Raw genomic sequence first — 21677 nt, 5'->3', positions numbered from 1 at the left:
GTGTCTCTATGTGTTTGAGTACGGCGGAGTAACACGCCGTCCGCGCCGCCGCGCATGGCGGCGGAACAGGCGGCGCAAGGGGGATTGGTTGCCGCTTAGTTGCCGGTCAGGCCGCGGCGCTCGAGCAGCGGCTCGATGATCGGATCGCGGCCGCGGAAGTTGCGGAACAGGTCCATGGCGTCGGCGGTGCCGCCGCGCGACAGCAGGGTCTTGCGGAAGTGGTCGCCGTTCTTGCGCGACAGGCCGCCGTTCTGCTTGAACCACTCGACGGTGTCGGCGTCGAGCTTTTCGCTCCACAGGTAGGCGTAGTAGCCGGCCGAGTAGCCGCCGTTCATCGAGTGCGAGAAATAGGTCGTGCGATAGCGCGGCGGCACCGGCGCGAAGTCCACGCCGGCATCCTTCAGCGCCTTGGCTTCGAAAGCCAGGACGTCCGTTGGGATCTGGCCCGGCGCCAGCTGGTGCCAGCGCTGGTCGATCAGCGAGGCGGCCAGGTATTCGGTCGTCATGTAGCCCTGGTTGAACTTCTTCGAGGCGACCACCTTGTCCAGCAGCTCTTTCGGCATCGCCGCGCCGGTCTTGTGGTGCTTGGCGTAGTTGGCCAGGACTTCAGGCCAGATCGCCCACATCTCGTTGACCTGCGACGGGTACTCGACGAAGTCGCGCGGCACGCTGGTGCCCGAGAAATGCGGGTATTTCACGTTCGAGAACATGCCGTGCAGCGCATGGCCGAACTCGTGGAACATGGTGCGCACTTCGTCGTAGGTCAGCAGGGTCGGCTCGCCCGCGGGCGGCTTCGGGATGTTCTGGTGGTTGCCCACCACCGGGCGGCGGTTCAGCAGGTGCGACTGCGACACGTATTCGTTCATCCAGGCGCCGCCCTGCTTGTTGCCGCGTGCATAGGGGTCGAACAAGAAGATCGCCAGCTGCTTGCCGTCGTGATCGAACACGTCGAACACGCGCACGTCCGGGTCGTACACCGGCAGGTCCTTGCGTTCCTTGAAGGTGATGCCGAATTCCTTGGTGGCGGCGAAGAACACGCCATCGACCAGCACGCGGTTCAGTTCAAAATAGGGACGCAGCTGGTTCTCGTCGAAGTTGTATTTCGCGGCGCGCACCTTGTCCTGGTAGATCGGCCAGTCCCAGGAAGCGATCTGGAAGTTGCCTTTCTCGGCGTCGATCACCTTCTGGATCTCGGCAGCCTCCTTCTTCGCATTGTTGACCGCCGGGCCGGCCAGTTCGCCCAGCAGCTTGTTGACGGCGGCCGGGTTCTTGGCGGTTTCCAGTTCCTGCGAATAAGCCGCGTAGTTCGGGTAGCCCAGCAGCGCTGCACGCTCGGCGCGCAGCTTGGCCAGGCGCAGCACCAGCTCGCGCGCATCGAATTCGCCGCCGCGGCTGCCGCGGTTCAGCGATGCCGCCATCAGGCGTTCGCGGGTGGCGCGGTTGGTGAGCGTCGCCAGGGCGGGCTGGCTGCTGGTATTGACGATGGCGATCGCGAACTTGCCCTTCTGGCCGCGCTTTTCCGCTTCCGTGGCGGCGGCGGCGATTTCGGCGTCGGACATGCCGGCCAGTTCCTCGCGGGTGTTCACGATCAGGGCCGACGCATTCGCTTCCTTCAGCACGCGCTGCGAGAACTCCGACTGCAGCGAAGCGATCTCGCCGTTATAGGCCTTGAGCTTCTGCTTGTCGGCCTCTGGCAGGTTGGCGCCGGCGCGCACGAATTCCTTGTACACGCGCTCGAGCAGGTGCTTCGATTCGGCGTCCAGCTTGAGGCTGTCGCGCTTGTCGTGCAAGGTCTTCACGCGCTGGAACAGCTTCGGATTCAGGTAGATCGCATCGTTATGCGCCGCCAGCTTGGGCGACATCTCGCGGTCGACCGCGTCCAGGCGATCGTTGGTGTTGGCGGTCTGCAGGTTCGAGAACACGGCCGACACGCGGCCCAGCAGCTGGCCCGAGCGTTCCATCGCGACGATGGTGTTGTCGAACGTCGGCGCGGCCTTGCTGTTGGCGATCAGGTCCACTTCACGCAGCTGTTCGCGCATGCCGGCGGCATAGGCGGGCAGGAAATGCTCGTCCTTGATCTTGTCGAAGGCCGGGTAATTCAGCGGCAGGCTGCTTTGTTTGGCGAACGGATTGGAGGCTTCGAGGGCGGCAGCCGCGGTGGCCGACGGCGCGGCAACCGCCAGTGCGATGCTGGCCGCCAGGATGAGCTGTTGTGGACGGTTCATGGGATCTTTCTCGGACTCTAGGGTAGGAGCTGCCGGGCAAGCTCGACAGCTGTGCGCGGAGATCATAGCAGGCTTATATGCAGGTCGTCACATGAAAAAATGTATGCATACATCCTGTAAGGACGCCTTGTATTTACTGGCGTAATGACGCGTATGGACGGGGAAAATAGCGCCCGTGGTAGCATCCGCCGGGCTCCCCTTTCTTTCGCTTCCATGGACTTTACTTCGCACACTTTCGACGCCATCGTGGTCGGTACCGGGCCGGGCGGCGCCAGCGTGGCGCGCGAACTGGCGCGCGCCGGCAGCCGTGTCCTGATCCTCGAACAGGGTGGCGCCGCGCCGCTGGCCGGCACCCTGGCCCAGATGACGGCGATGGCGGCGGTGCCGGGCCGCGGCGCCTTCGTGCACCGCGACGCCTCGCTGCTGGTCGGCGGCGCCACCCTGGGCGGCAGCACGGCGGTGAACTTCGCCACCGCGGCCCCGCCGCCGCCGGCCATGTTCGCCGCCCACGGCATCGACCTCGATCCCTTCGTCGACGCCCTGCGCGCCGAGCTGCCGATGGCGCCCCTGCCCGACAGCCTGGTCGGCCCGATGGCGACCCGCATCGGCGAGGCCGCGCGCGCGGCCGGTTTCGCCTGGCGCAAGCTGGACAAGATGATCCGGCCGGAAGCCTGCCGCAGCGGCTGCTGGCGCTGCGTCTATGGCTGCCCCTTCGGCGCCAAGTGGACGGCGCGCGACTTCGTCGAGGACGCCCAGCGCCACGGCGCCGTGCTGGCCCCTGGCAGCCGCGTGACGCGCGTGCTGGTGGATGAAGGCCGGGCGCGCGGCGTGGAGTTCGTGCACGGCGGCCGCGCGCAGGAGATCAGGGCGCCGCTGGTGGTGCTGGCCGGCGGCGGCATCGGCAGCCCGCGCATCCTGCACCGCTCCGGACTGGGTCCGCGCCATGCGCCCTTCTTCAGCGACCCGGTGGTGGCGGTGATGGGTAGCGTCGACGGCATCGATGGCGGCGCCGAGGTGCCGATGGCGGCCGGCCTGCATTTGCCGGAAGAAGGGATCGCCCTGGCCGACCTGACCCTGCCGCGCCCGATGTACCAGGCCTTCGCGGCCCAGGTGGGACGCTTCGACCGCCTGCTGGCGCACCGGCGCACCCTGTCGGTGATGGTCAAGATCCGCGACGAGATCGGCGGCGCGGTCGGCCAGCGCTGGGCCGACAAGCGCCTGGCGCCGGCCGACAAGGACAAGCTGCGCCGCGGCGCGGAGATGGCGCGCGCCATCCTGCGCCAGGCGGACGCGCGCCAGGTGTTCAGCAGCTGGCATTTCGCGGCCCATCCGGGCGGCAGCGTGCGCATCGGCGCGGGCGTGGACGCCGGCCTGCAAACAGCCACGCCCGGCCTGTACGTGTGCGACGCCTCGGTGATCCCGGAACCCTGGGGCCTGCCGCCCACCCTTACCCTGCTGGCCCTGGGCAAGCGCCTCGGGAGCCGGCTGGCGGCGGGCTAGCGCATCAGTAGTGGGGAGGCCGCTCGTTGAGCGGCGCCTGGCGCCCGTCCTGCAGGGTGCGGAGGTGGTCGGCGAGCTTGGCCACCATGGCTTCGAGCTGGTCGATGCGGCGGCTTTGCTGGTAGATCGTCTGGTTCAGCGTCTCCACCAGGTCTTCCTGGTGGGCGAGCTTGATTTCGATATCGACGAAACGGTCTTCGTGGTCCATGGGGCGTCCGCGGCAAAACCGGCATTATGCCAGCCTCGCCGCGGAGGGGAGGTCAGCCGAAGGGAACGTAGTCGATGCCCTGGGCGATCAGGTCGATCACGTTGGCCTTGTTTTCCGCGCTTTCGCTGAAGGCCATCAGGATTTGCGCCCGGCTGTGCAGCTGGATCTGTTCCAGCCAGTAGGCCTGGCCGCCGGCATCCGGCGCGCGGTTCAGGACGTTATCGTAAAGCTCGGTCACGAACTGCTGGTTGCTCAGGTTCTTGCCGTACAGGGTCTCGAACTCGATCGAGCCGTCCGGCGCCTTGATGCTCATGAATTCGTTCGCGAGCCGCATCAGGTCCGAACCGGTTTCCATGCGGTGCAGCCAGTAGCCCATGCCGCCCAGATCCGGGGCGCGATCGAATACCGCCTGGTAGAGGCGGAAGACCTCGCCGGCCGCGCCGTCGATGTCGATCGCCTTCCAGCCGTCGCTGAACTGGACGCGCTCGACGTTGATCAGGGTGTCGGTGCCGCCGGCGCCGGTCCGGTCGAGCACGGTGAAGCCCCAGGTCGCCTTGGTGATCGTGTGATTCGCCTTGGTTCCGGCAAACACGGCGGTGTCGATGGCGCCGAGGCCCTCGACCGCGGTGCTGCCGCTGCCCATGGTGAAGGTGTCCTTGCCGGCGCTGCCGTTCTGGTTGCCGGCATTCGCGATGGTCATCAGGAAGGGCTGGGCGCCGGAGGTCGCATTGCCGGCTACATCGGTCGCCGCGAAGCGCACCTCGTAGGCCCCGTTCGGCAGCGGCGGCGAGTTGAGCGTCCACTTGCCGTCGGCTGCGACGGTCGCGTTGCCGATCTCGACGAAGTCGCCGGCGCGGTACAGGTGGACCACGCTGCCCGCCTCGCCGGCGCCGCTGAACACCGGCTGGTTGCCGCCGTCGGCCAGGGCCGCGTTCGCGGTCGGCACGGCCGGCGGGGTGGCGTCGATGTTGAAGCTGACCGGGGTAGTGGCGGCGGAGACGTTGCCGGCGGCATCGGTGGCGGTCGCGGTGACGCTGTAGTTCACGCCATCCGGGAAGGCGACGCGCGATTCGACTTTCCAGATGCCGGTCGCATCGACGACGACCGAGGCGATCTCGGTGGCGCCGGCGAAGATCTTGACGGTCGACCCCGCTTCAGCGGAGCCCTGCATCTCCGGCTTGCTGCCGCGCGCATAGTTGTTCTGGTTGGTCGTGACCCGGAACACCGGGGCGCCGGGGGCGGTCGTGTCGACCAGGTCGGAACGCTGCACCGTCATGTCGGCGAACTTCAGGACCTCCACCGAACGCAGCGTGTCCGCGCCTTCGGCGCTGCTGGTCGCCAGCAGCGAACCATCGGCCTGGTTCGCAAGCGTGTAGTTGCTGCGCACTCCACTGAACACCACGGTGTCCATCCCTTCCCCGCCTTCGATCATGTCGTTGCCTCCATTTCCCTGCAAGGTGTCGTTGTTACGCGTTCCCGTCAGGGTGTCCGCGCGATTGGTTCCGGTCAGATAGCGGGCGCCGCTCAGGCTGTTGATGCCGAGCGCGCCGCGCAAGCCGTCGCCGCCATACAGCCAGTTCAGGGCGGCGATGTCGTAGGGGCTGTACGCCGAGTACGGCCCACCCGCCGCGTCATAGGACAGCAGCGTGTTGCTGGTGTTGTCTTCGGAAGCGGACAGCACGGCGCCGTTCTCCGGTTCCGCTTCGAAGGGATGCTTGAGGCCGAGCGCATGGCCCAGCTCGTGCAGCAGGGTCTCGTAGCCGTCGCCGCCCGGCGCCAGGCTCTGGTTCTGGGCCCGCCATTCGGCATTGTCGAGGTAGACCCAGGCATCGGCGTCGTAGGAGCTCAGCGTGTTGCCGGTATAGCTGTAGGGCGAGCTCCAGCTGCACAAGCCGGTCGTGCGGGAGTCCTCGAGGTTGACGTTGGCGAGGTGGATCTGGGCGCTGGTGCCGGAACCGGTTTCGACGAAGGAAATGCCGGTCAGCTGCTGCAGGTAGCCGAAGGCGCCGCGCGCCGCCGTCTGCTGGGTGGCCGAGAAGGCTTCCTGCCCGCTCCTGCCCTCTTCGTTACCCGAGGCGATGGAAAAGGTGTAGTAAATGGTATTGACGTTCGCACTGCTCGTCAGGTAATTCCAGTCGGGTCCTTTGTCCAGCAAGGCATCGATGTGCGTCATCCCGGACAGGGGAGTATTGAGTACTTCGGAAACGGTGGCCATCGTATTTCACTTTAATTGTTGACGCGTCAAATTATTAACGCAAATTCGCTATCGGAAAGTATTTCCCGCGCGACAGTCGAAGTCAAATAAGAATTTCAATCGTGCGCGCCTTTTTGCCTGGCTATCAAGGCTGGCGCGCAACGTTCTTGCCACCGCTCGGGCACATCTAACCCGGTACGGGTTTTGGCGTTGTCAGCAAGGCTTTCAGGTTCGCCAAGCGTTCCTTCGGGCTCAGGACTTCCGTTTCCTTGGGCGGCGCGTCGCCCACGTCGAGCTGCATTTCCTTGATAAACCGCGACGGATCGCAATTCACCAGCTCGCCCGCGCGCTTGCGCCGCTTGCACCAGCTGACGTGCAGGGTGCGCTGGGCGCGGGTGATGCCGACATACATCAGGCGCCGCTCTTCCTGGATACGGGCCGCGATCGATTCGACCGAGTCGTCCGGGTCGCCCTTGTGCGGCAGGATGCCTTCTTCGCAGCCGACCAGGTAGACGTGCGGGTATTCCAGGCCCTTGGACGCATGCAGGGTCGACATGCGCACCGCATCCTGCTCTTCGTCCTGGCCTTCCAGCATCGACATCAGGGCCACCATCTGGGTCAGCTCCAGCAGGTTCTTTTCCTCGCCGTCGCGCTCGCGGCCGCCGCGGCCGCGCTCCTTCAGCCAGTTGGTGAACTCGAGCACGTTCTGCCACTTGGCCTGGGCCGCGCGGTCGTCGAAGTTCTCGTACAGGTAGTGCTCGTAGTTCATCTCCTTCATCATGTCGTCGAGCACTTCGGCCGCGTTGTCGCCGCTGCCCGATGGGCCGGGGCGGGTGGCGCGGTCCTCCAGCTCGAGCATGAAGCGGCAGAAGTCGCGCAGCGGCGCCAGCTGGCGCTCGGCGAGTTTCGCTTCGATGCCGCCCTTGCGCGCGGCCTCGAACAGCGAGCAGTTCCACTGCTTCGAGAATTCGCCCAGCACCTCCAGGGTAGCCATGCCGACCCCGCGCTTCGGGGTGGTGACGGCGCGGATGAAGGCCGGGTCGTCGTCCTGGTTCGCGATCAGGCGCAGGTAGGCGATGATGTCCTTGATCTCCGCCTTGTCGAAGAAACTCTGGCCGCCCGACATGGTGTAGGGAATGCGCTCCTTGCGCAGGGACTGCTCGATCACCCGCGCCTGGTGGTTGCCGCGGTACAGGATCGCGTAGTCGGACCACTTGTTCTTGCGCTGGAAGTGGTCGGCCGAGATCATGATCGCCACCTGGTCGGCTTCCTGGTCGTCGTTCTGCATGCCCAGCACCTCGATCGGCTCGCCCAGGCCGTGCTCGGACCACAGCGACTTCTCGAACAGCTTGGGGTTGTTGCCGATGACCGCGTTGGCCGCCTGCAGGATGCGGGTGGTGGAGCGGTAGTTCTGCTCCAGCTTGATGACGCGCAGGTCGGGGAAGTCGACCTGCAGGGTCTTGAGGTTTTCCACCGAAGCACCGCGCCAGGCGTAGATCGCCTGGTCGTCGTCGCCGACGGCGGTGAACATCGGTTTCTTGCCCAGGCCCGTCACCAGCAGCTTGACCAGCTCGTACTGGCAGGTGTTGGTGTCCTGGTACTCGTCCATCAGCAGGTAGCGCAGGCGGCGCTGCCAGCGGTCGCGGATCGGTTCGTTGTTGCGGAACAGCTCCACCGGCAGGCGGATCAGGTCGTCGAAGTCGACCGCCTGGTAGGCCTGCAGGGTCGCCACATAGCTGCGGTAGACGCGGCCGGCCATGGCCTCGTCCTCGTCGCGCGCCTGGCGGATCGCGTCCTCGGGGTCGACCAGGCCGTTCTTCCACAGCGAGATCGCGTTCTGGATGCGGCGGATTTCCTGCTTGTCGGTGGTCAGCGCCAGATCGGAGACGATGGTGTAGCAGTCGTCGCTGTCCATGATCGAGAACTTGTCCTTCAGGCCGACCCCGGCCGCTTCCTGGCGCAGGATCTTGACGCCCAGCGAGTGGAAGGTCGAGACCGTCAGCTGCTTGGCCTGCTTGGGCTGCTTGAGCAGCTTGGCGATCCGCTCCTGCATCTCGAGCGCGGCCTTGTTGGTGAAGGTCAGGGCGGCGATGGTGCGCGGATCGTAGCCGCGGTCCTCGATCATGTAGGCGATCTTCTGGGTGATCACGCGGGTCTTGCCCGAGCCGGCGCCGGCCAGCACCAGGCAGGGGCCGTCGAGATAGAGCACGGCTTCGCTTTGCGGCCCGTTGAGGCCGAATTTTGGTGCGTTGGACATGGGAAAGTTTCAGGAAGGCAGGCCGATATTTTAACGATGTGTTCGGCGGATGGAGCGGTGCACCAAAGAAAAATAGCCGAACTGATCAGGAATGCAACACTCCCCCGCCTTTTCCCATTCGGGCGGCGGGGCGCGCGATGGAGTACCATTCCTGCTTTGGGCGGCCTGCAGCCGGCGCCCGTGCTTTCAAGGCTTACTAGGACGCTTTCCCATGAAATTCGAACATCTTGTCGAGATCAACGATCCGATGAACCCGCTGGTGGACACCCTCACGCGCGAGCAGCTGTGGCGCGGCCTGGTGCTGCGCGCCGAATCGCCGATGATGTTCATGCCCCACCTGGACGAATGCCAGATCCTGGACCGCGAAGCCGGCAGCTTCGGCCGCCGCCTGCGCTACGGCGAACTGGTGATCGAAGACCGCGTGCACCTGACCCCGCTGCAGGAAGTGCGAGTCGAGGTCCCGCCCCAGGGCGAGATCGCCGCCTCCAGCCTGCGCATGATCATCGAGTCGCCGACCAACGCCATGCTGCTGGTGCGCTTCTGCTACGACGACGGCACCGGCGAACACACGGACGAGGCCAACGCGATGTATGACGAGTTCAAGAAGTCGGCTTACCAGGAGGCGGACATCGATACGGTGCGGATCCTGCGCCAGCTGGCGGCGGAGGGGAAGCTGGATGCGAGTTTGTTGAACTGAATACCTGTTCGCCAGCAGATTCAATTGGTTGATCGACAGTTAGCTGTGAGACCGTCATACGCGCCAGTGGCGCGTATGACGGTTTTACAGCTAGTGGCAAGATATTAGGTCCCCGGCTCCGAGTCGGCCGCATCCGTATCGCTCTCGCCCTCGGTCAGGCAATGCGCCAGGTCGCGCAGCGCCGTGCGCACGCCCTCCTCGATCACCGGGTGATAGAAGGGCATCTCCAGCATCTGGTCCACCGTCAGCCGCATCTGCGCCGCCCAGGACAGGGTATGCGCCAGGTGCTCCGCGCGCGGTCCGATCATCTCGGCGCCCAGGAACAGCCGGGTGCCGTATTCCCCGTACACCCTCAGCAAGCCCTTGTTCTGCAACATGACCCGGCTGCGGCCCTGGTTCTCGAAGGACACCTTGCCGATCGCGAACTTGCGCCGCCCGCCTTCGCACAGCGTGCGGTAGTTCTTGCCGAGGGTGGCGATGTTCGGTTCGGTGAAGGCCACCGCGATCGGGGTGCGGCGCAGGCCCGGGCGCACGTCCGGATAGCGGCCCGCGTTGTCGCCCGCGATCTTGCCGTGGTCGGCGGCGTCGTGCAGCAGCGGACGCTCGTTATTGGCGTCGCCGGCGATGAAGATGTGGCTGTTCCCGCACTGCATGGTGCGCGCATCGAAATGGGGAATGCCGTCCTCGCCGCGTTCCAGGCCGGTGTGCTCCAGCCCGATGTCGTGCACGTTCGGCGTGCGCCCGGCCGCCATCAGGACGTACTGGAAGCGCTCCGTGTTTTCCTTGCCCATGGCGTCGCTGACCGTGAGCGCGACCTCGTCGCCCTCCTGCACCGCGCGCACCACCTTGGACTGGAACTGGATGTCGAGTTCCTCGTTCAGCACCCGCCCCGCCGCGCGCAGCACTTCGGGGTCGGTGATGTGCGCGATGCTGCCGCCGCGCGCATAGAACTTCACGCGCACCCCGAGGCGGTGCAGGGCCTGGCCCAGTTCCAGGCCGATCACGCCGGTGCCGATCACGGCCACCGAGCGTGGCAGGTCGTCCCAATAGAACACGTCGTCGCTGGTGACGATCCCCGGCCCCACGTTCTCGAGCTGCGGCAGGCGCAGCGGCGTCGAACCGGTGGCGATCACGATGCGCGCGGCATGGATCTCGGTGTGCCCGTCGACCACCAGGGTGCGCGGCCCGGTGAAACGGGCGTGGCCGCGCAGCTTGTCCTCGTCGGGAATATTGTCCACGCCTTCCAGCACGAAGCCCACGAAGCGGTCGCGCTCGCGCTTGACGCGCTCCATCACGGCCGGACCGTCGATGCGCACCTCGCCCGCATGCACGCCGAAGGGGCCGGAATGCTGCATCGCGTGCGCCGCCTCGCTGGCCGCGATCAGGAGCTTGCTCGGCATGCAGCCCACGCGGGCGCAGGTGGTGCCGTACACCCCGCTTTCGATCACCACGGTGCGCGCGCCTTGCGCCTTCGCCGCCCGGTAGGCCGTCATGCCGGCGGTGCCGGTGCCGATGACGGCGACATCCACGTCCAGTTTGTTCATCTGCTCTGCTCTCCATCGATGCGCCTGATCGGCATGACGATACGCTATTTTCGGCAAGCCAGCAGGAGGAGTGCCCGGGTCCCGCGCGCCAACGCGGGTTACAGCAGGCCCGAAGTATCCGACCGGGAATATGGGCTGTCGACCTTGGGCGGCAGCCTGAAGTCGATCTTGCGCAAGCCGCTGTCCTTTACGCTAATGCGGCTGACGTCGGCGAGGGGATACTCGCTGATCTTCCTCGCGTGTTCGTCATAGACGACCATCCACTCGCGGGTTCTCATCAGGAGATACGCATCCAGCACGCGCGGATCCTTGTCGCCGTTTTTCAGTTCCAGGCTGACGTGGATGCCTCCCCCGTAGCCGGTCTTACGCAGCTGCCTGGCATAATCGTCCGCGGGGAGGACGGTGAGACCGATCGTGACGTAGTAAAGGATGACGATCGCCGCCGCGCCGGCGAAGGACAGGGCGGGACGCCAAATCATCAGGAGCAGGGTGACCGAAATCATGAAGGCCAGGATCCAGATCGAGATGACGGCGTCGACTTCGATCTGGCGGGAGAAGGCGGCAAAATTTCTCCCGGCCCAATGGAAAGCGGTATGGATGAGGGTTGCCAGCAGCAGGCTGACGAACACGGCCAGCAGGATCGTACGGCGGAACGAAAGGGCCCGGTAGGTATCGATCAGGCTGTCGCGCTCTTCCTTGGAGACGTATTTGATGTACGCGAAGAACAGCTTGACGATCACACTGATGGCGACCGCCAGGATGACACCCAGCACCACCAGGCCTGAACTTGCAGCGGTAACGACGGGCCCGACAAAATCCACCCCTTCGAAAGCGGGCCTGAATCCATAGGTCATCGCGTAGTGGTACGCCGCATTCTCGGTCAAGAACGTCAACACGCCCCCGCCAGTCACGATGCTGATGACGGCGCCCGCCAGCATTTTCAATGGCCAGGCCACTGCTCCTGCTGAACGTACGAGCGAATAGAAGCGTTCCCGGTAGTTATCCATTGAATCCAAGTGATATGGCATGGAGAGAAGATACCACCGGAGCCCATGCCCGGCGCAAGTCCCGACGCATCCCGCGCATTCAAATATCCAGCGGATCGACCTCGAGCGACCACTTGACGCGCGACTTCATGGCGCGCAGCAGCTCCACCCATTCGCGCAGGAAGGCCTGCAGGGCGGGCCGCGACGGGGATTCGACCAGGAGCTGGGCGCGATCGACGTTGTACACCCGTGTCATGGTCATGGGGATTGGATCGTTGATCATGATGCTGCTGGAGGGCAGGCAGTCGCGCGCCTGTTCCAGGAAGGCGATCGCGGTGGCCAGCTCGCGCGCCTCGGCGCGCAGCAGGGCCTGGTACATGAAGGGCGGCAGTCCGGCTTCGCGGCGCTCGGCCAGCTGGATGCCGGCAAAGCGCTCGTAGTCGTGGCGGACCAGGGCGCCGTACAGCGGGTGGGTGGCGTAGCGGGTCTGGACCAGCACGTCGGAAGACGCGCCGCCCGCGCGCCCGGCCCGGCCCGCCACCTGCATCAGCTGGGCGAACAGGCGCTCGGCGGCCCGGTAGTCCTGCGAGAACAGGGCGGTGTCCGGGTTCAGGATGCCGACCAGGGTCAGGTTCTTGAAATCGTGGCCCTTGGCGACCATTTGCGTGCCGATCAGGATGTCGACCTCGCCCCGGTGCACGGTGTCGAAGGCTTCCTGGGCGCTGCCCTTGCGGCGGGTGGAGTCGGCGTCGATGCGCAGCACGCGCGCTTCGGGGAACATGGCCTGCAGGCCTTCCTCGATGCGCTGGGTGCCGCGCCCCAGCGGCTGCAGGTCGACGTTGCCGCAGGTGGGGCAATGGCGCGGGATGCGCAGCTCCAGGCTGCAGTGGTGGCAGCGCAAGCGGTGTTCCAGCTTGTGCAGCACCATGAAGGACGTGCAGCGGGTGCAGTTGCTGATCCAGCCGCAGGCGTCGCAGGAGATCACGGGCGCGTAGCCGCGCCGGTTCAGGAACAGCAGCGACTGTTCGCCGCGCTCCAGGCGCGCGCGCAGCGCCGTCATCAGCTCGCCGGTCAGGCCGTCGCGCGGGCGGTCGCGCTCCAGGTCGACCAGGCGCACGCGCGGCAGCACGGCGTCGCGCACGGCGCGCTCGCGCAGCTCCAGCCTTGTGTAGCGCCCGGACTGGGCGTGGTGCCAGGTCTCCAGCGAGGGCGTGGCCGACCCCAGTACGATGGGAATGCCCAGCTGGCGGGCGCGCCACACGGCCAGGTCGCGCGCCGAGTAGCGCAGGCCTTCCTGCTGTTTATACGAGGGGTCGTGTTCCTCGTCGATGACGATCAGCTTGAGCTTCGGCAGCGAAGCCAGGATCGCCAGCCGGGTGCCGAGCACGATCCGCGCATGGCCCTGGTGGGCGGCCAGCCAGTGCAGCATGCGCTCGCCTTCCGACAGGCTGCTGTGCAGGGTGGCCAGCAGCGCGCCCGGAAAGCGCGCGCGGATATTCCCTTCCAGCTGGGGCGTCAGGTTGATCTCGGGGACCAGGATCAGGATCTGGGCCTCGGGATCGCGCGCCAGCACCTGGGCGCAAGCCTGCAGGTAGACCTCGGTCTTGCCGCTGCCGGTGACGCCCCACAGCAGCAAGGGTGCGAAGCCCTGGGCCTGGCCGATGGCGGCGGCGGCTTCCTGCTGGGCGGGGTTCAGCACCGGCATGCCGGCGGCGCCGACATCCTGGGCGGTATCGAGCTTGGCCAGTTTTTTCAGCGCACGGTCCAGCGCCACGGTCTTGGGCACGCGCAGGTTCTTGGGCAGCCCGGGCAAGGCCACTTCGCCGATCGGGCGCTGGTAGTAGTCGGCGGCGAAGCGCGCCAGGGCGATCCAGCGCTCGGGCAACGGCGACAGCTGGCTGCGCACCGCCAGCGCATCCTTGAGCTTTTCCGGCGGCACATCGGACTCGTGCTTGACGCCGACGATCAGGCCGACCACCTCGCGGTGCGCGAAGGGCACCAGCACGAGTTGGCCGGCCAGCGGGCCGGCCGCCGGATCTTCTCCTGGCGGGCAAACCCAGCGGTAATCGAAGCTGCTGTTGAGCGGCGTGTCGAGCACGACTTCAAGGATGCATTCAGCCAACGGGAACCCTGTGCAAAACTGTGGAAAACTTTGTGAATAGCGTGGTACTTGACCCCGTTAAAGGTTTACGTTAAATCAAGCCCAATCTGAAAATTCTTCGAGTCAATTATATTTTTCTTTTTAAATTCAAGCACTTAGATATATGCCGCCAGACCTGTTGACAAACTTGGCTGGAACGGCGTTGTTGTGCATAAGTAGGGATGTCTTGGTGGAAAACTCGCTGCGTTGCATCAAAAACTTCACGCTTTACTTGAAGATCGGCGCTAAGTCCCGGTAAACGAAGCACTTTTCTCCACATTTCCGGCCCCTGTGAATAACTTTGTGAACAATGGGGCGAAATGTGACGAATTCTCTGGAACAAGCTTGTGGTGGTTCGGGTACGGCGCCGGTCGGGCAGTCGAAAAAGCCTTATAAATCATCGCCTTGCATTCTCTCGACCGGCTTAGAGATGTCCACAGGAATTTTTGCCCGGTTTAGCGAAGTTGTGAACAAGTAGGACTTCGCAGCGCCAACCCAGGCAGGAATTCCGGAAACTGTCAACCGAAGTGTCACCCACCTGCGCGCTGGCGGCGGCTGAAGCTATGTACGGCCTCGACCATGGCGCTGACCGATTCCGGCGGCGTGAACTGCGAAATACCGTGCCCCAGGTTGAACACGTGGCCGTGACCGTTCGAGGGCGTGCCATAGGCGCCCAGCGAGCGCTCCACCTCGGCGCGGATCTGCTCCGGCGCCGCGAACAGGATGGCCGGGTCGAGGTTGCCCTGCAGCGCCACGCGGTCGCCCACGAGGGCGCGCGCGCGGCCCAGGTTGACGGTCCAGTCCAGGCCCAGGGCGTCGGCGCCGATATCCGCCATCTCGTCCAGCCACAGCCCACCGCCCTTGGTGAACACGATCGCCGGGATGCGCACGCCGTCCTTTTCGCGCTGCAGCTGCGCCACCACCTGCCGCATGTAGCGCAGCGAGAATTCCTGGTAGGCGCCGTCGGCCAGCGCGCCGCCCCAGGAATCGAAGATCATCACAGCCTGGGCGCCGGCGTCGATCTGGGCGTTCAGGTACTGGGCCACGGCGCGCGCATTGATGTCCAGGATGCGGTGCATCAGGTCCGGACGGCCGTACAGCATTTTCTTAATGGTGTGGAATTCGCGCGAGCCCTGGCCTTCGACCATGTAGCAGGCCAGGGTCCAGGGGCTGCCCGAGAAGCCGATCAGGGGCACGCGGCCATTCAGGGCGGTGCGGATCTGGGTCACGGCCTCGAATACATAGTCGAGCAAGGCCATGTCCGGCACTTCCAGGGCCATCACCTGCTCTTCGCTGCGCAGCGGGCGCTCGAACTTGGGCCCCTCGCCGTCGGCGAAATACAGGCCCAGGCCCATCGCGTCCGGCACGGTCAGGATGTCGGAGAACAGGATCGAGGCGTCCAGCGGAAAGCGGTCGAGCGGCTGCAGGGTGACTTCGGTGGCGAAATCCGGATTCTTGGCCAGGCCCAGGAAGGAGCCGGCCTGCTGCCGCGTGGCGCGGTATTCCGGCAGGTAGCGGCCAGCCTGGCGCATCAGCCACACGGGGGTGTAGTCGGTCGGCTGGCGCAGCAGCGCACGCAGGAAAGTGTCATTCTGGAGCGGGGCAAATTGTGGCATGACTGGCAATCCGGATCGAAGTCAAACGCCTATTATCGCATCCTCCGGGCGCACCGCAGCCGCCCATCGCATCGGGCACGCGTCGGGCAGACATCGGGCACGCATTTAGCAATTTATAATGCCATTCCACCCAGCGAAGGACTCCGCCATGACCGTTGCCACCAGCAAACAAACCGCGCCCTGCGGCGCCTGGATCTCGCCGATCACTGCGGCCACCGTCGCCGCCGGCGCCACCCCGCTATCCCAGCTGGCGCTCGACGGCGGCAGCGTCTACTGGCTGGAAGGCCGGGCCAGCGAAGCCGGCCGTTCGACCCTGATGGGCGGGCGCCAGGCCTGCACGGCCAAGGCCGAGCTGACGCCCCTGCCCTTCAATGTGCGCAGCCGGGTGCACGAATACGGCGGCGGCGCCTATGCGGTGGCCGGCGGCCAGGTGTTCTTCTCGCACCATGGCGACAACCGCCTGTACCGCGTGGACCAGGACGGCCAGCCGGCCGCCCTCACGCCGGACGGCGAGCGCCGCTACGCCGACTTCGTCGTCGATGCGCCGCGCCGGCGCCTGGTCGGCATCCGCGAAGACCATTCCGCCGCCGCCCCCTACCCCGACAACACGGTGTGCGCCATCGGCTTCGACGGCAGCGAAACCGTGCTGGTTGACGGCAACGATTTCTACGCCGCGCCGCGCCTGTCGCCGGACGGCGCCCAGCTGGCCTGGCTGTGCTGGGATCATCCGCGCATGCCCTGGGAAGGCACGGAACTCTGGCTGGCCGACGTCGCCGCCGACGGCAGCCTGGTGAACGGCCGCCTGGTCGCGGGCGGCGCCGAGGAATCGATCTGCCAGCCCGAATGGTCGCCCGACGGCGTGCTGCACTTCGTGTCCGACCGCAGCGGCTGGTGGAACCTGTACCGCTACGACCACGGGGTGGTGCACGCGCTGTGCCCGCGCGAGGCGGAGTTCGGCGGGCCGCAATGGACCTTCGGCGGTTCGCTGTACGGTTTTTCGTCCGCCGGCGAGATCGTCTGCGCCTATATCGAGGCGGGCGTAAGCCGGGTGGCGCGCCTGTCGCTGCGCGACGGCACGCTGAGCGCCATCGACACGCCCTACCAGGAAATCCGCGAGCTGCGCGTCGAGGGTTCGACCCTGGCGGTGCTGGGCGGCGCGCCCACGGTGGCGCTGGAACTGGCCTGCATCGACCTGGACAGCGGCCGGCGCGAGGTGCTGGCGCACTCGATCGGGCAATTGCCGGACGCGGGCTACCTGTCCGTCCCCCAGGCCATCAGCTATCCGAGCGCGAACGGACGCACGTCCCACGCCTTCCATTACCCGCCCTGCAATCCGGACTACGCGCCGCTGGCGGGCGAACTGCCGCCCCTGATTGTGATCGGCCACGGCGGCCCGACCGGCATGGCCGCCTCCACCCTGAAACTGGCGACCCAGTTCTGGACCAGCCGCGGCTTCGCCGTGCTGGACGTGAACTACGGCGGCAGCACCGGCTTCGGCCGCGCCTACCGCGACCTGCTCAAAGGCCAGTGGGGCGTGGTCGACGTCGAGGATTGCGTGGCCGGCGCGCGCCACCTGGCGCAGCAGGGCCTGGTCGATCCGGAGCGCCTGCTCATCCGCGGCAGCAGCGCCGGCGGCCTGACGGTGCTCAGCGCCCTCGCCTTCCACGACGTGTTCAAGGCCGGCGCCTGCTACTACGGCGTGTCCGACCTCAAGGGCCTGGACGCCGACTCGCACAAGTTCGAGTCGCACTACAACCAGTACCTGGTCGCCCCGCCAGAGCGCGCCGACGCCGTCTACCGCGAACGCTCGCCGATCCACCACACCGACAAGCTGCGCCACCCGATGATTTTCTTCCAGGGCCTGGACGACAAGGTGGTGCCGCCGCAGCAGTCCGAAAGCATGGTCGAAGCGCTGCGCGCACGCCGCCTGCCGGTGGCCTACCTGACGCTCGAGGGCGAAGGACACGGCTTCAGGAAGGCTGAAAGCGTCGTGCGCACCCTGGAAGCGGAGCTATGCTTCTACCTGCGCGTGTTCGGCGTGCCGGTACCGGCCGGCTTGGCGCCGGTGGCGATCGAGAACCTCGGAGACGCATGATCCCGAGCGAGCTGCACGAGCGCCTGGCTGCCTGCGAAGCCGAAGAATTCCTGGTCCTGGTCCTGCTGGCGGTGGCCGGCGAACCCATGGGCCGCCAGCGCATCCTGGAACACATGATGGCGGCCGGGATCCCGCTGCCGCCCGAGCAGTGGGCCGCCGAGCTGGCGCGCCTGCGCGGCCTGGGCCTGCTGGTGGACGTGGGCGAGCGCGGCGTGGCGATCGCGCCCGAGGCGTCCTGGCCGGTGCTCGACCGCGCGCTCGACGAGGGCCAGTTCGGCCGCGCGGCGGCCGCCTACGCGCAGGCCACGCCGGTGCGCCGCGACTGGCAGGGCCACCTCATGCTGCGCAGCTACCGCCAGGGCCTGGCCCTGCTGCGCATCGCCCTGCTCTCCGGCGAGGACAGCGAGGTCGTAACGCCGGTGCTGGACGCCTGCCTGCGCTGTCACGAAGCCAACTACCTGCACCCGCTGGCCGAGGTCTGCGCCCGGCCCGCGTTCCAGCCCGCGATCATGGGACGCATCCACCGCAACGTGCGCGACGGCGTGCTGGCGGTGCTGGTCATGCACTGCCAGCGCGAGCCGCTGGCGGCGCCGGCCATCCGCGCCGCCGCCGAGCGCCAGGCGGCCGCCGGCGAACCCTCGGCGGCCCTGCGCCTGGCGCTGGCCGAGCATTTCATCCTATGCGGCCGGATGGACGACGCGCTTGCCCTGCTGGACGAAGCGGCGGATTCGCCCGCCCTGTTCCTGCGCAGCGTGATCGCCCTGCTGCGCGACGACCTCGACGCCGGCCTGCAAGGCGCCGAGGCGGCGCTCAAGCTGCTGCGGCGCGAGACCGGCAAGCGCAAGGCCACCTTCGGCGGCCTGGGCGCCCACCTCTACCTGGCCGCCCTGATGCGCAGCACCCTGCCGGCGCACCAGAAGCAGCTCGACGCCTGGCTGGAAGTCGTCACCCGCGCCGTGCAGCGTCCCGACAATGCGGTGCTGTTCCAGCTCAGCATGCTGCGCGAGATCCGGCGCGGCACGGTCGACGCCGAGGTGCTGGCCTCGCGCAACTGGGAGCTGTCGCTCGAACCTTTCCTGTTCCGCGCCCTGATGCACCACTGGCTCGGCCTGCAGCAGCTGGCGGGCAAGCGCGCCCAGCTCGAAGAGATGCTGGAGCAGTCCGAGCGCGCCGGCTTCGACTTCATCTCGGCCCAGCTGGCCGGCCTGCTCGGGCAGCTCGGCTACGTCGGTCATGAACAGCGCGCCGGCGAGTTGCGGCGCCGACACCGCTTCGGCGACCTGGCGCACTGGTTCGAACGCGAGGAAGCCTGGGAGCGCCAGCTCAACGCCCTGATCAATCTGCAGCCGGCGGTGAATGCCGAAGTGGTCCGTGAATCGCGCCTGGTCTGGATGATCCGCTACGACCCGCACCTGGGTGTGCAGGAGATCGAACCGCGCGAGCAGAAGCGCGACGCGCAAGGCGGCTGGACCCGCGGCCGCGCGGTGGGGCTCAAGCGCCTGGCCGAGGAAGGCGTGGAACTCGACTTCCTGACGGCCCAGGACCTGCAAGCCGTGAACGCGATTGCCGGCCGGCGCTACTACGGCAGCAGCAGCGTGCGTTTCGAGCTCGAACTGGGCAAGGCCCTGGCCGTGCTGGTCGGCCATCCGCTGCTGTTCTGGATGGATGCGCCCGGCACGCGGGTGGAACTGCTGCCGGGCGAGCCGGAACTGCTGGTGAAGGCGCGCGCCGGCACGGTCCTGATCGCGCTCCAGCCCTCGTTGGAAGACCAGGACGGCGACGTGGTCGTCACGCGCGAGACCCCGACCCGCCTGCGCCTGGTGCACATCAAGGAAGAACACCGCCGCATCGCCGCCATCCTGGGCGAGGGCCTGGAAGTGCCGCTGGCGGCGGAACGGCGCGTGCTGCGCGCGATCAGCGCCATTTCGGCCATCGTCACCGTGCAGTCCGACATCGGTTCCAGCCCCGGCGACATCGAGCAAGTCGCGGCCGACCCGCGCCTGCACGTCCACCTGCGGCCCTACCAGCAGGGCATGCGCATGCAGCTGCTGGTGCGCCCGCTGCCGGACGCCGGCGCCTATTACGCGCCGGGCGAAGGCGCGGAAAACGTGATCGCCGATGTCGCGGGCATCCGTACCGAAGCCAGGCGCAACCTGAACGCCGAGCGCGAGGCCGAGCGCCAGCTGATTGGCGCCTGCCAGGCGCTGGAGCACGCCGAGCTTGACCACGGCGAATGGCTGCTCGGCCAGCCCCTGCAGTGCCTGGAGCTGGTCGACCAGCTGCGCGGGCGCGATCCCGCCGGCGTGGTCGTGGCCTGGCCCGAGGGGGAGAAATTCCGTGTTTCCAAAAAGGCCACGACCAAGTCGGTACGTCTCCAGATCCGGCGCGACCGCGACTGGTTCGCCGCCAGCGGCGAGGTGGTGATCGACGAACAGCGCGTGATGGACCTGCGCGCCCTGCTGGAGCGCCTGCGCGAAGGCGGCAGCCGCTTCGTGGCCCTGGGCGACAACGAATACCTGGCCCTGAGCGACGAGCTGCACCGGCGCCTGACCGAACTCTTTTCCTATGGCGAGCTGCAGGGCGACGGCGTGCGCCTGCATGCGCTGGCCAGCTTCTCGCTCGAGGAACTGGCGCGCGAAGCCGGCCGCGCCGAGACCGACGAGGCCTGGCGCGCCCACCTGGCGCGCATCGCCGCGACCGAGGCCTATACGCCGCCACTTCCCTCGACCCTGCAGGCCGAGCTGCGCGATTACCAGCGCGAGGGCTTCGAATGGCTGGGACGCCTGGCCCACTGGGGCGTGGGCGCCTGCCTGGCCGACGACATGGGCCTGGGCAAGACCCTGCAGGCCCTGGCCCTGCTGCTGACCCGCGCCCCGAACGGCCCGGCCCTGGTGGTGGCGCCGACCTCGGTGTGCCTGAACTGGATCGCCGAAGCCCAGCGCTTCGCGCCGACCCTCAAGCTGAAGCTGTTCGGCCCCGGCGACCGGAGCGCGATGGTGAACGAGGCCGGTCCCTTCGACGTGATCGTGAGCAGCTACGGCCTGCTGCAGCTGGAAGCGCCGCTGTTTACGGGCCGCCGCTGGCACAGCATCGTGCTGGACGAAGCCCAGGCGGTGAAGAACATGCACACCAAGCGCTCGCAGGCCGTGATGGCGCTGCAGGGCGACTTCCGCATGGCGGCCACCGGCACGCCGCTGGAAAACCACCTGGGCGAGCTGTGGAACCTGTTCCGCTTCATCAATCCGGGCTTGCTGGGCAGCGCCGACCAGTTCCAGCTGCGCTTCGCCGGCCCCATCGAAAAGGCCCAGGGATCAGCTAAAGACCGACGCGCCGAGGCGGGCGCGCGCGCTCGCCTGCGGAGATTGACGGCGCCCTTCATCCTGCGCCGCACCAAGGCGCAAGTGCTGACCGAACTGCCGCCCCGCACCGAGATCGTGCTGCCGGTGGAGCTGACGGCGGAAGAAAGCTCGCTCTACGAATCGCTGCGGCGCGAGGCGCTCGACACCCTGGCCGCGCTGGAAGCGCCCGAAAGCCAGAAGTCGATCGCGATCCTGGCCGAGATGATGCGGCTGCGCCGCGCGGTCTGCAATCCGGAGCTGGTGGCGCCCGGCGCCGGCATCGCCAGCAGCAAGCTGGCCGCCTTTGCCCGCCTGACGGACGACCTGCTGGAGAACCGCCACAAGGTGCTGGTGTTCAGCCAGTTCGTCGACCACCTGAGCCTGATCCGCCAGTACCTGGATAAAAAGGGCATCCCCTACCAGTACCTGGACGGCTCCACCCCCATCCACGAGCGCAAGCGCCGTGTCGACGCCTTCCAGGCCGGCGAGGGCGAGCTGTTCCTGATCAGCCTGAAGGCGGGCGGGGTCGGCATCAACCTGACGGCGGCCGACTACGTGATCCACATGGACCCGTGGTGGAACCCGGCGGTGGAAGACCAGGCCTCGGACCGCGCCCACCGCATGGGGCAGCAGCGGCCGGTGACCATCTACCGCCTGGTCGCGCGCGGCACTATCGAGGAAGGCATCGTGGAGCTGCACCATCACAAGCGCGACCTGGCCGACAGCCTGCTCGAAGGGACCGAGATGGCGGCGCGCATGTCGCCGGGGGACATGCTGGAGATGCTGCGCACGGGGCTGGGCCCGATCGCCCGGTAGGGTTGGCGGCTATGCCCGCCGAGGCGGCGGCCGGCGCTCCGGTGATCGTTACGGGCGCCGC

At 67.0% G+C, this 21677-nt stretch carries 12 protein-coding genes; 4 read left to right on the top strand and 8 right to left on the bottom strand.

From position 1 onward, the window contains the following. Positions 1 to 95: 95 nt before the first annotated feature. Positions 96 to 2225, bottom strand: a complete 2130-nt coding sequence (locus V7778_RS21890) for a M3 family metallopeptidase (RefSeq protein WP_335559159.1) — start codon at positions 2223 to 2225, stop codon at positions 96 to 98. 213 nt (positions 2226 to 2438) lie between these two features. On the opposite strand from V7778_RS21890, the gene V7778_RS21885 reads away from it, so the two are divergent. Beyond that, positions 2439 to 3725: a GMC family oxidoreductase N-terminal domain-containing protein gene (locus V7778_RS21885; RefSeq protein ID WP_335559156.1), complete on the top strand. Its 1287-nt coding sequence runs from the start codon at positions 2439 to 2441 to the stop codon at positions 3723 to 3725. A 4-nt stretch (positions 3726 to 3729) separates the two neighbouring features. Here the strand turns inward: V7778_RS21885 and V7778_RS21880 are convergent, their stop codons facing one another. The 3 genes from V7778_RS21880 to V7778_RS21870 form a co-directional block, all read right to left on the bottom strand. Then, positions 3730 to 3933 (bottom strand): SlyX family protein, encoded by a 204-nt coding sequence (locus tag V7778_RS21880; protein WP_335559154.1) that lies wholly within the window; start codon positions 3931 to 3933, stop codon positions 3730 to 3732. Between the two features lie 52 nt (positions 3934 to 3985). Continuing rightward, on the bottom strand, positions 3986 to 6148 hold the full coding sequence (locus V7778_RS21875; protein ID WP_335559152.1) for a DUF4214 domain-containing protein: 2163 nt from the start codon (positions 6146 to 6148) through the stop codon (positions 3986 to 3988). 166 nt (positions 6149 to 6314) lie between these two features. Continuing rightward, positions 6315 to 8384: a UvrD-helicase domain-containing protein gene (locus V7778_RS21870; protein WP_335559151.1), complete on the bottom strand. Its 2070-nt coding sequence runs from the start codon at positions 8382 to 8384 to the stop codon at positions 6315 to 6317. 211 nt (positions 8385 to 8595) lie between these two features. On the opposite strand from V7778_RS21870, the gene V7778_RS21865 reads away from it, so the two are divergent. Continuing rightward, positions 8596 to 9081 carry an SRPBCC family protein gene (locus V7778_RS21865; RefSeq protein ID WP_335559148.1) on the top strand — a complete coding sequence of 162 codons (486 nt, stop codon included), beginning with the start codon at positions 8596 to 8598 and terminating at the stop codon, positions 9079 to 9081. 104 nt (positions 9082 to 9185) lie between these two features. On the opposite strand, the gene V7778_RS21860 is transcribed toward V7778_RS21865, so the two are convergent. From V7778_RS21860 to hemE, 4 genes are all read right to left on the bottom strand, one after another. Then, positions 9186 to 10625 (bottom strand): dihydrolipoyl dehydrogenase, encoded by a 1440-nt coding sequence (locus V7778_RS21860; protein ID WP_335559145.1) that lies wholly within the window; start codon positions 10623 to 10625, stop codon positions 9186 to 9188. A 98-nt stretch (positions 10626 to 10723) separates the two neighbouring features. Beyond that, entirely contained in the window at positions 10724 to 11632 is a 909-nt protein-coding gene (locus V7778_RS21855) for a hypothetical protein (RefSeq protein WP_335559143.1), read from the bottom strand. Positions 11633 to 11711: 79 nt separating this feature from the next. Continuing rightward, complete coding sequence (locus tag V7778_RS21850; RefSeq protein WP_335559141.1) at positions 11712 to 13733, bottom strand: primosomal protein N'; 2022 nt, start codon at positions 13731 to 13733, stop codon at positions 11712 to 11714. A 548-nt stretch (positions 13734 to 14281) separates the two neighbouring features. Beyond that, complete coding sequence (gene hemE, locus V7778_RS21845) at positions 14282 to 15367, bottom strand: uroporphyrinogen decarboxylase (protein WP_335559140.1); 1086 nt, start codon at positions 15365 to 15367, stop codon at positions 14282 to 14284. A gap of 148 nt (positions 15368 to 15515) precedes the next feature. Here hemE and V7778_RS21840 point away from each other — a divergent pair, with 148 nt between their 5' ends. Then, on the top strand, positions 15516 to 17462 hold the full coding sequence (locus tag V7778_RS21840) for a dipeptidyl-peptidase 5 (protein WP_335559138.1): 1947 nt from the start codon (positions 15516 to 15518) through the stop codon (positions 17460 to 17462). Next, a complete protein-coding gene (locus V7778_RS21835) occupies positions 17459 to 21616 on the top strand; it encodes a DEAD/DEAH box helicase (RefSeq protein WP_335559136.1) in 4158 nt (1385 codons plus the stop codon). The genes V7778_RS21840 and V7778_RS21835 overlap by 4 nt, the downstream gene beginning before the upstream one ends. The last annotated feature ends 61 nt before the right edge of the window (positions 21617 to 21677 follow it).

Source organism: Massilia sp. DD77, assembly GCF_036961685.1.
In the GTDB taxonomy this organism is placed as follows: Bacteria; Pseudomonadota; Gammaproteobacteria; order Burkholderiales; family Burkholderiaceae_D; genus Telluria.
Note: the sequence above shows the minus strand (reverse complement) of the source record. Positions and strands in the feature narration are given on the sequence as shown.

What these genes read in the sequence shown, in the direction of transcription:
- V7778_RS21890 (WP_335559159.1), bottom strand. Translation starts at nt 2,225, where the DNA reads ATGAACCGTCCACAACAGCTCATCCTGGCGGCCAGCATCGCACTGGCG.
- V7778_RS21885 (WP_335559156.1), top strand. Translation starts at nt 2,439, where the DNA reads ATGGACTTTACTTCGCACACTTTCGACGCCATCGTGGTCGGTACCGGG.
- V7778_RS21880 (WP_335559154.1), bottom strand. Translation starts at nt 3,933, where the DNA reads ATGGACCACGAAGACCGTTTCGTCGATATCGAAATCAAGCTCGCCCAC.
- V7778_RS21875 (WP_335559152.1), bottom strand. Translation starts at nt 6,148, where the DNA reads ATGGCCACCGTTTCCGAAGTACTCAATACTCCCCTGTCCGGGATGACG.
- V7778_RS21870 (WP_335559151.1), bottom strand. Translation starts at nt 8,384, where the DNA reads ATGTCCAACGCACCAAAATTCGGCCTCAACGGGCCGCAAAGCGAAGCC.
- V7778_RS21865 (WP_335559148.1), top strand. Translation starts at nt 8,596, where the DNA reads ATGAAATTCGAACATCTTGTCGAGATCAACGATCCGATGAACCCGCTG.
- V7778_RS21860 (WP_335559145.1), bottom strand. Translation starts at nt 10,625, where the DNA reads ATGAACAAACTGGACGTGGATGTCGCCGTCATCGGCACCGGCACCGCC.
- V7778_RS21855 (WP_335559143.1), bottom strand. Translation starts at nt 11,632, where the DNA reads ATGGATAACTACCGGGAACGCTTCTATTCGCTCGTACGTTCAGCAGGA.
- hemE (WP_335559140.1), bottom strand. Translation starts at nt 15,367, where the DNA reads ATGCCACAATTTGCCCCGCTCCAGAATGACACTTTCCTGCGTGCGCTG.
- V7778_RS21840 (WP_335559138.1), top strand. Translation starts at nt 15,516, where the DNA reads ATGACCGTTGCCACCAGCAAACAAACCGCGCCCTGCGGCGCCTGGATC.
- V7778_RS21835 (WP_335559136.1), top strand. Translation starts at nt 17,459, where the DNA reads ATGATCCCGAGCGAGCTGCACGAGCGCCTGGCTGCCTGCGAAGCCGAA.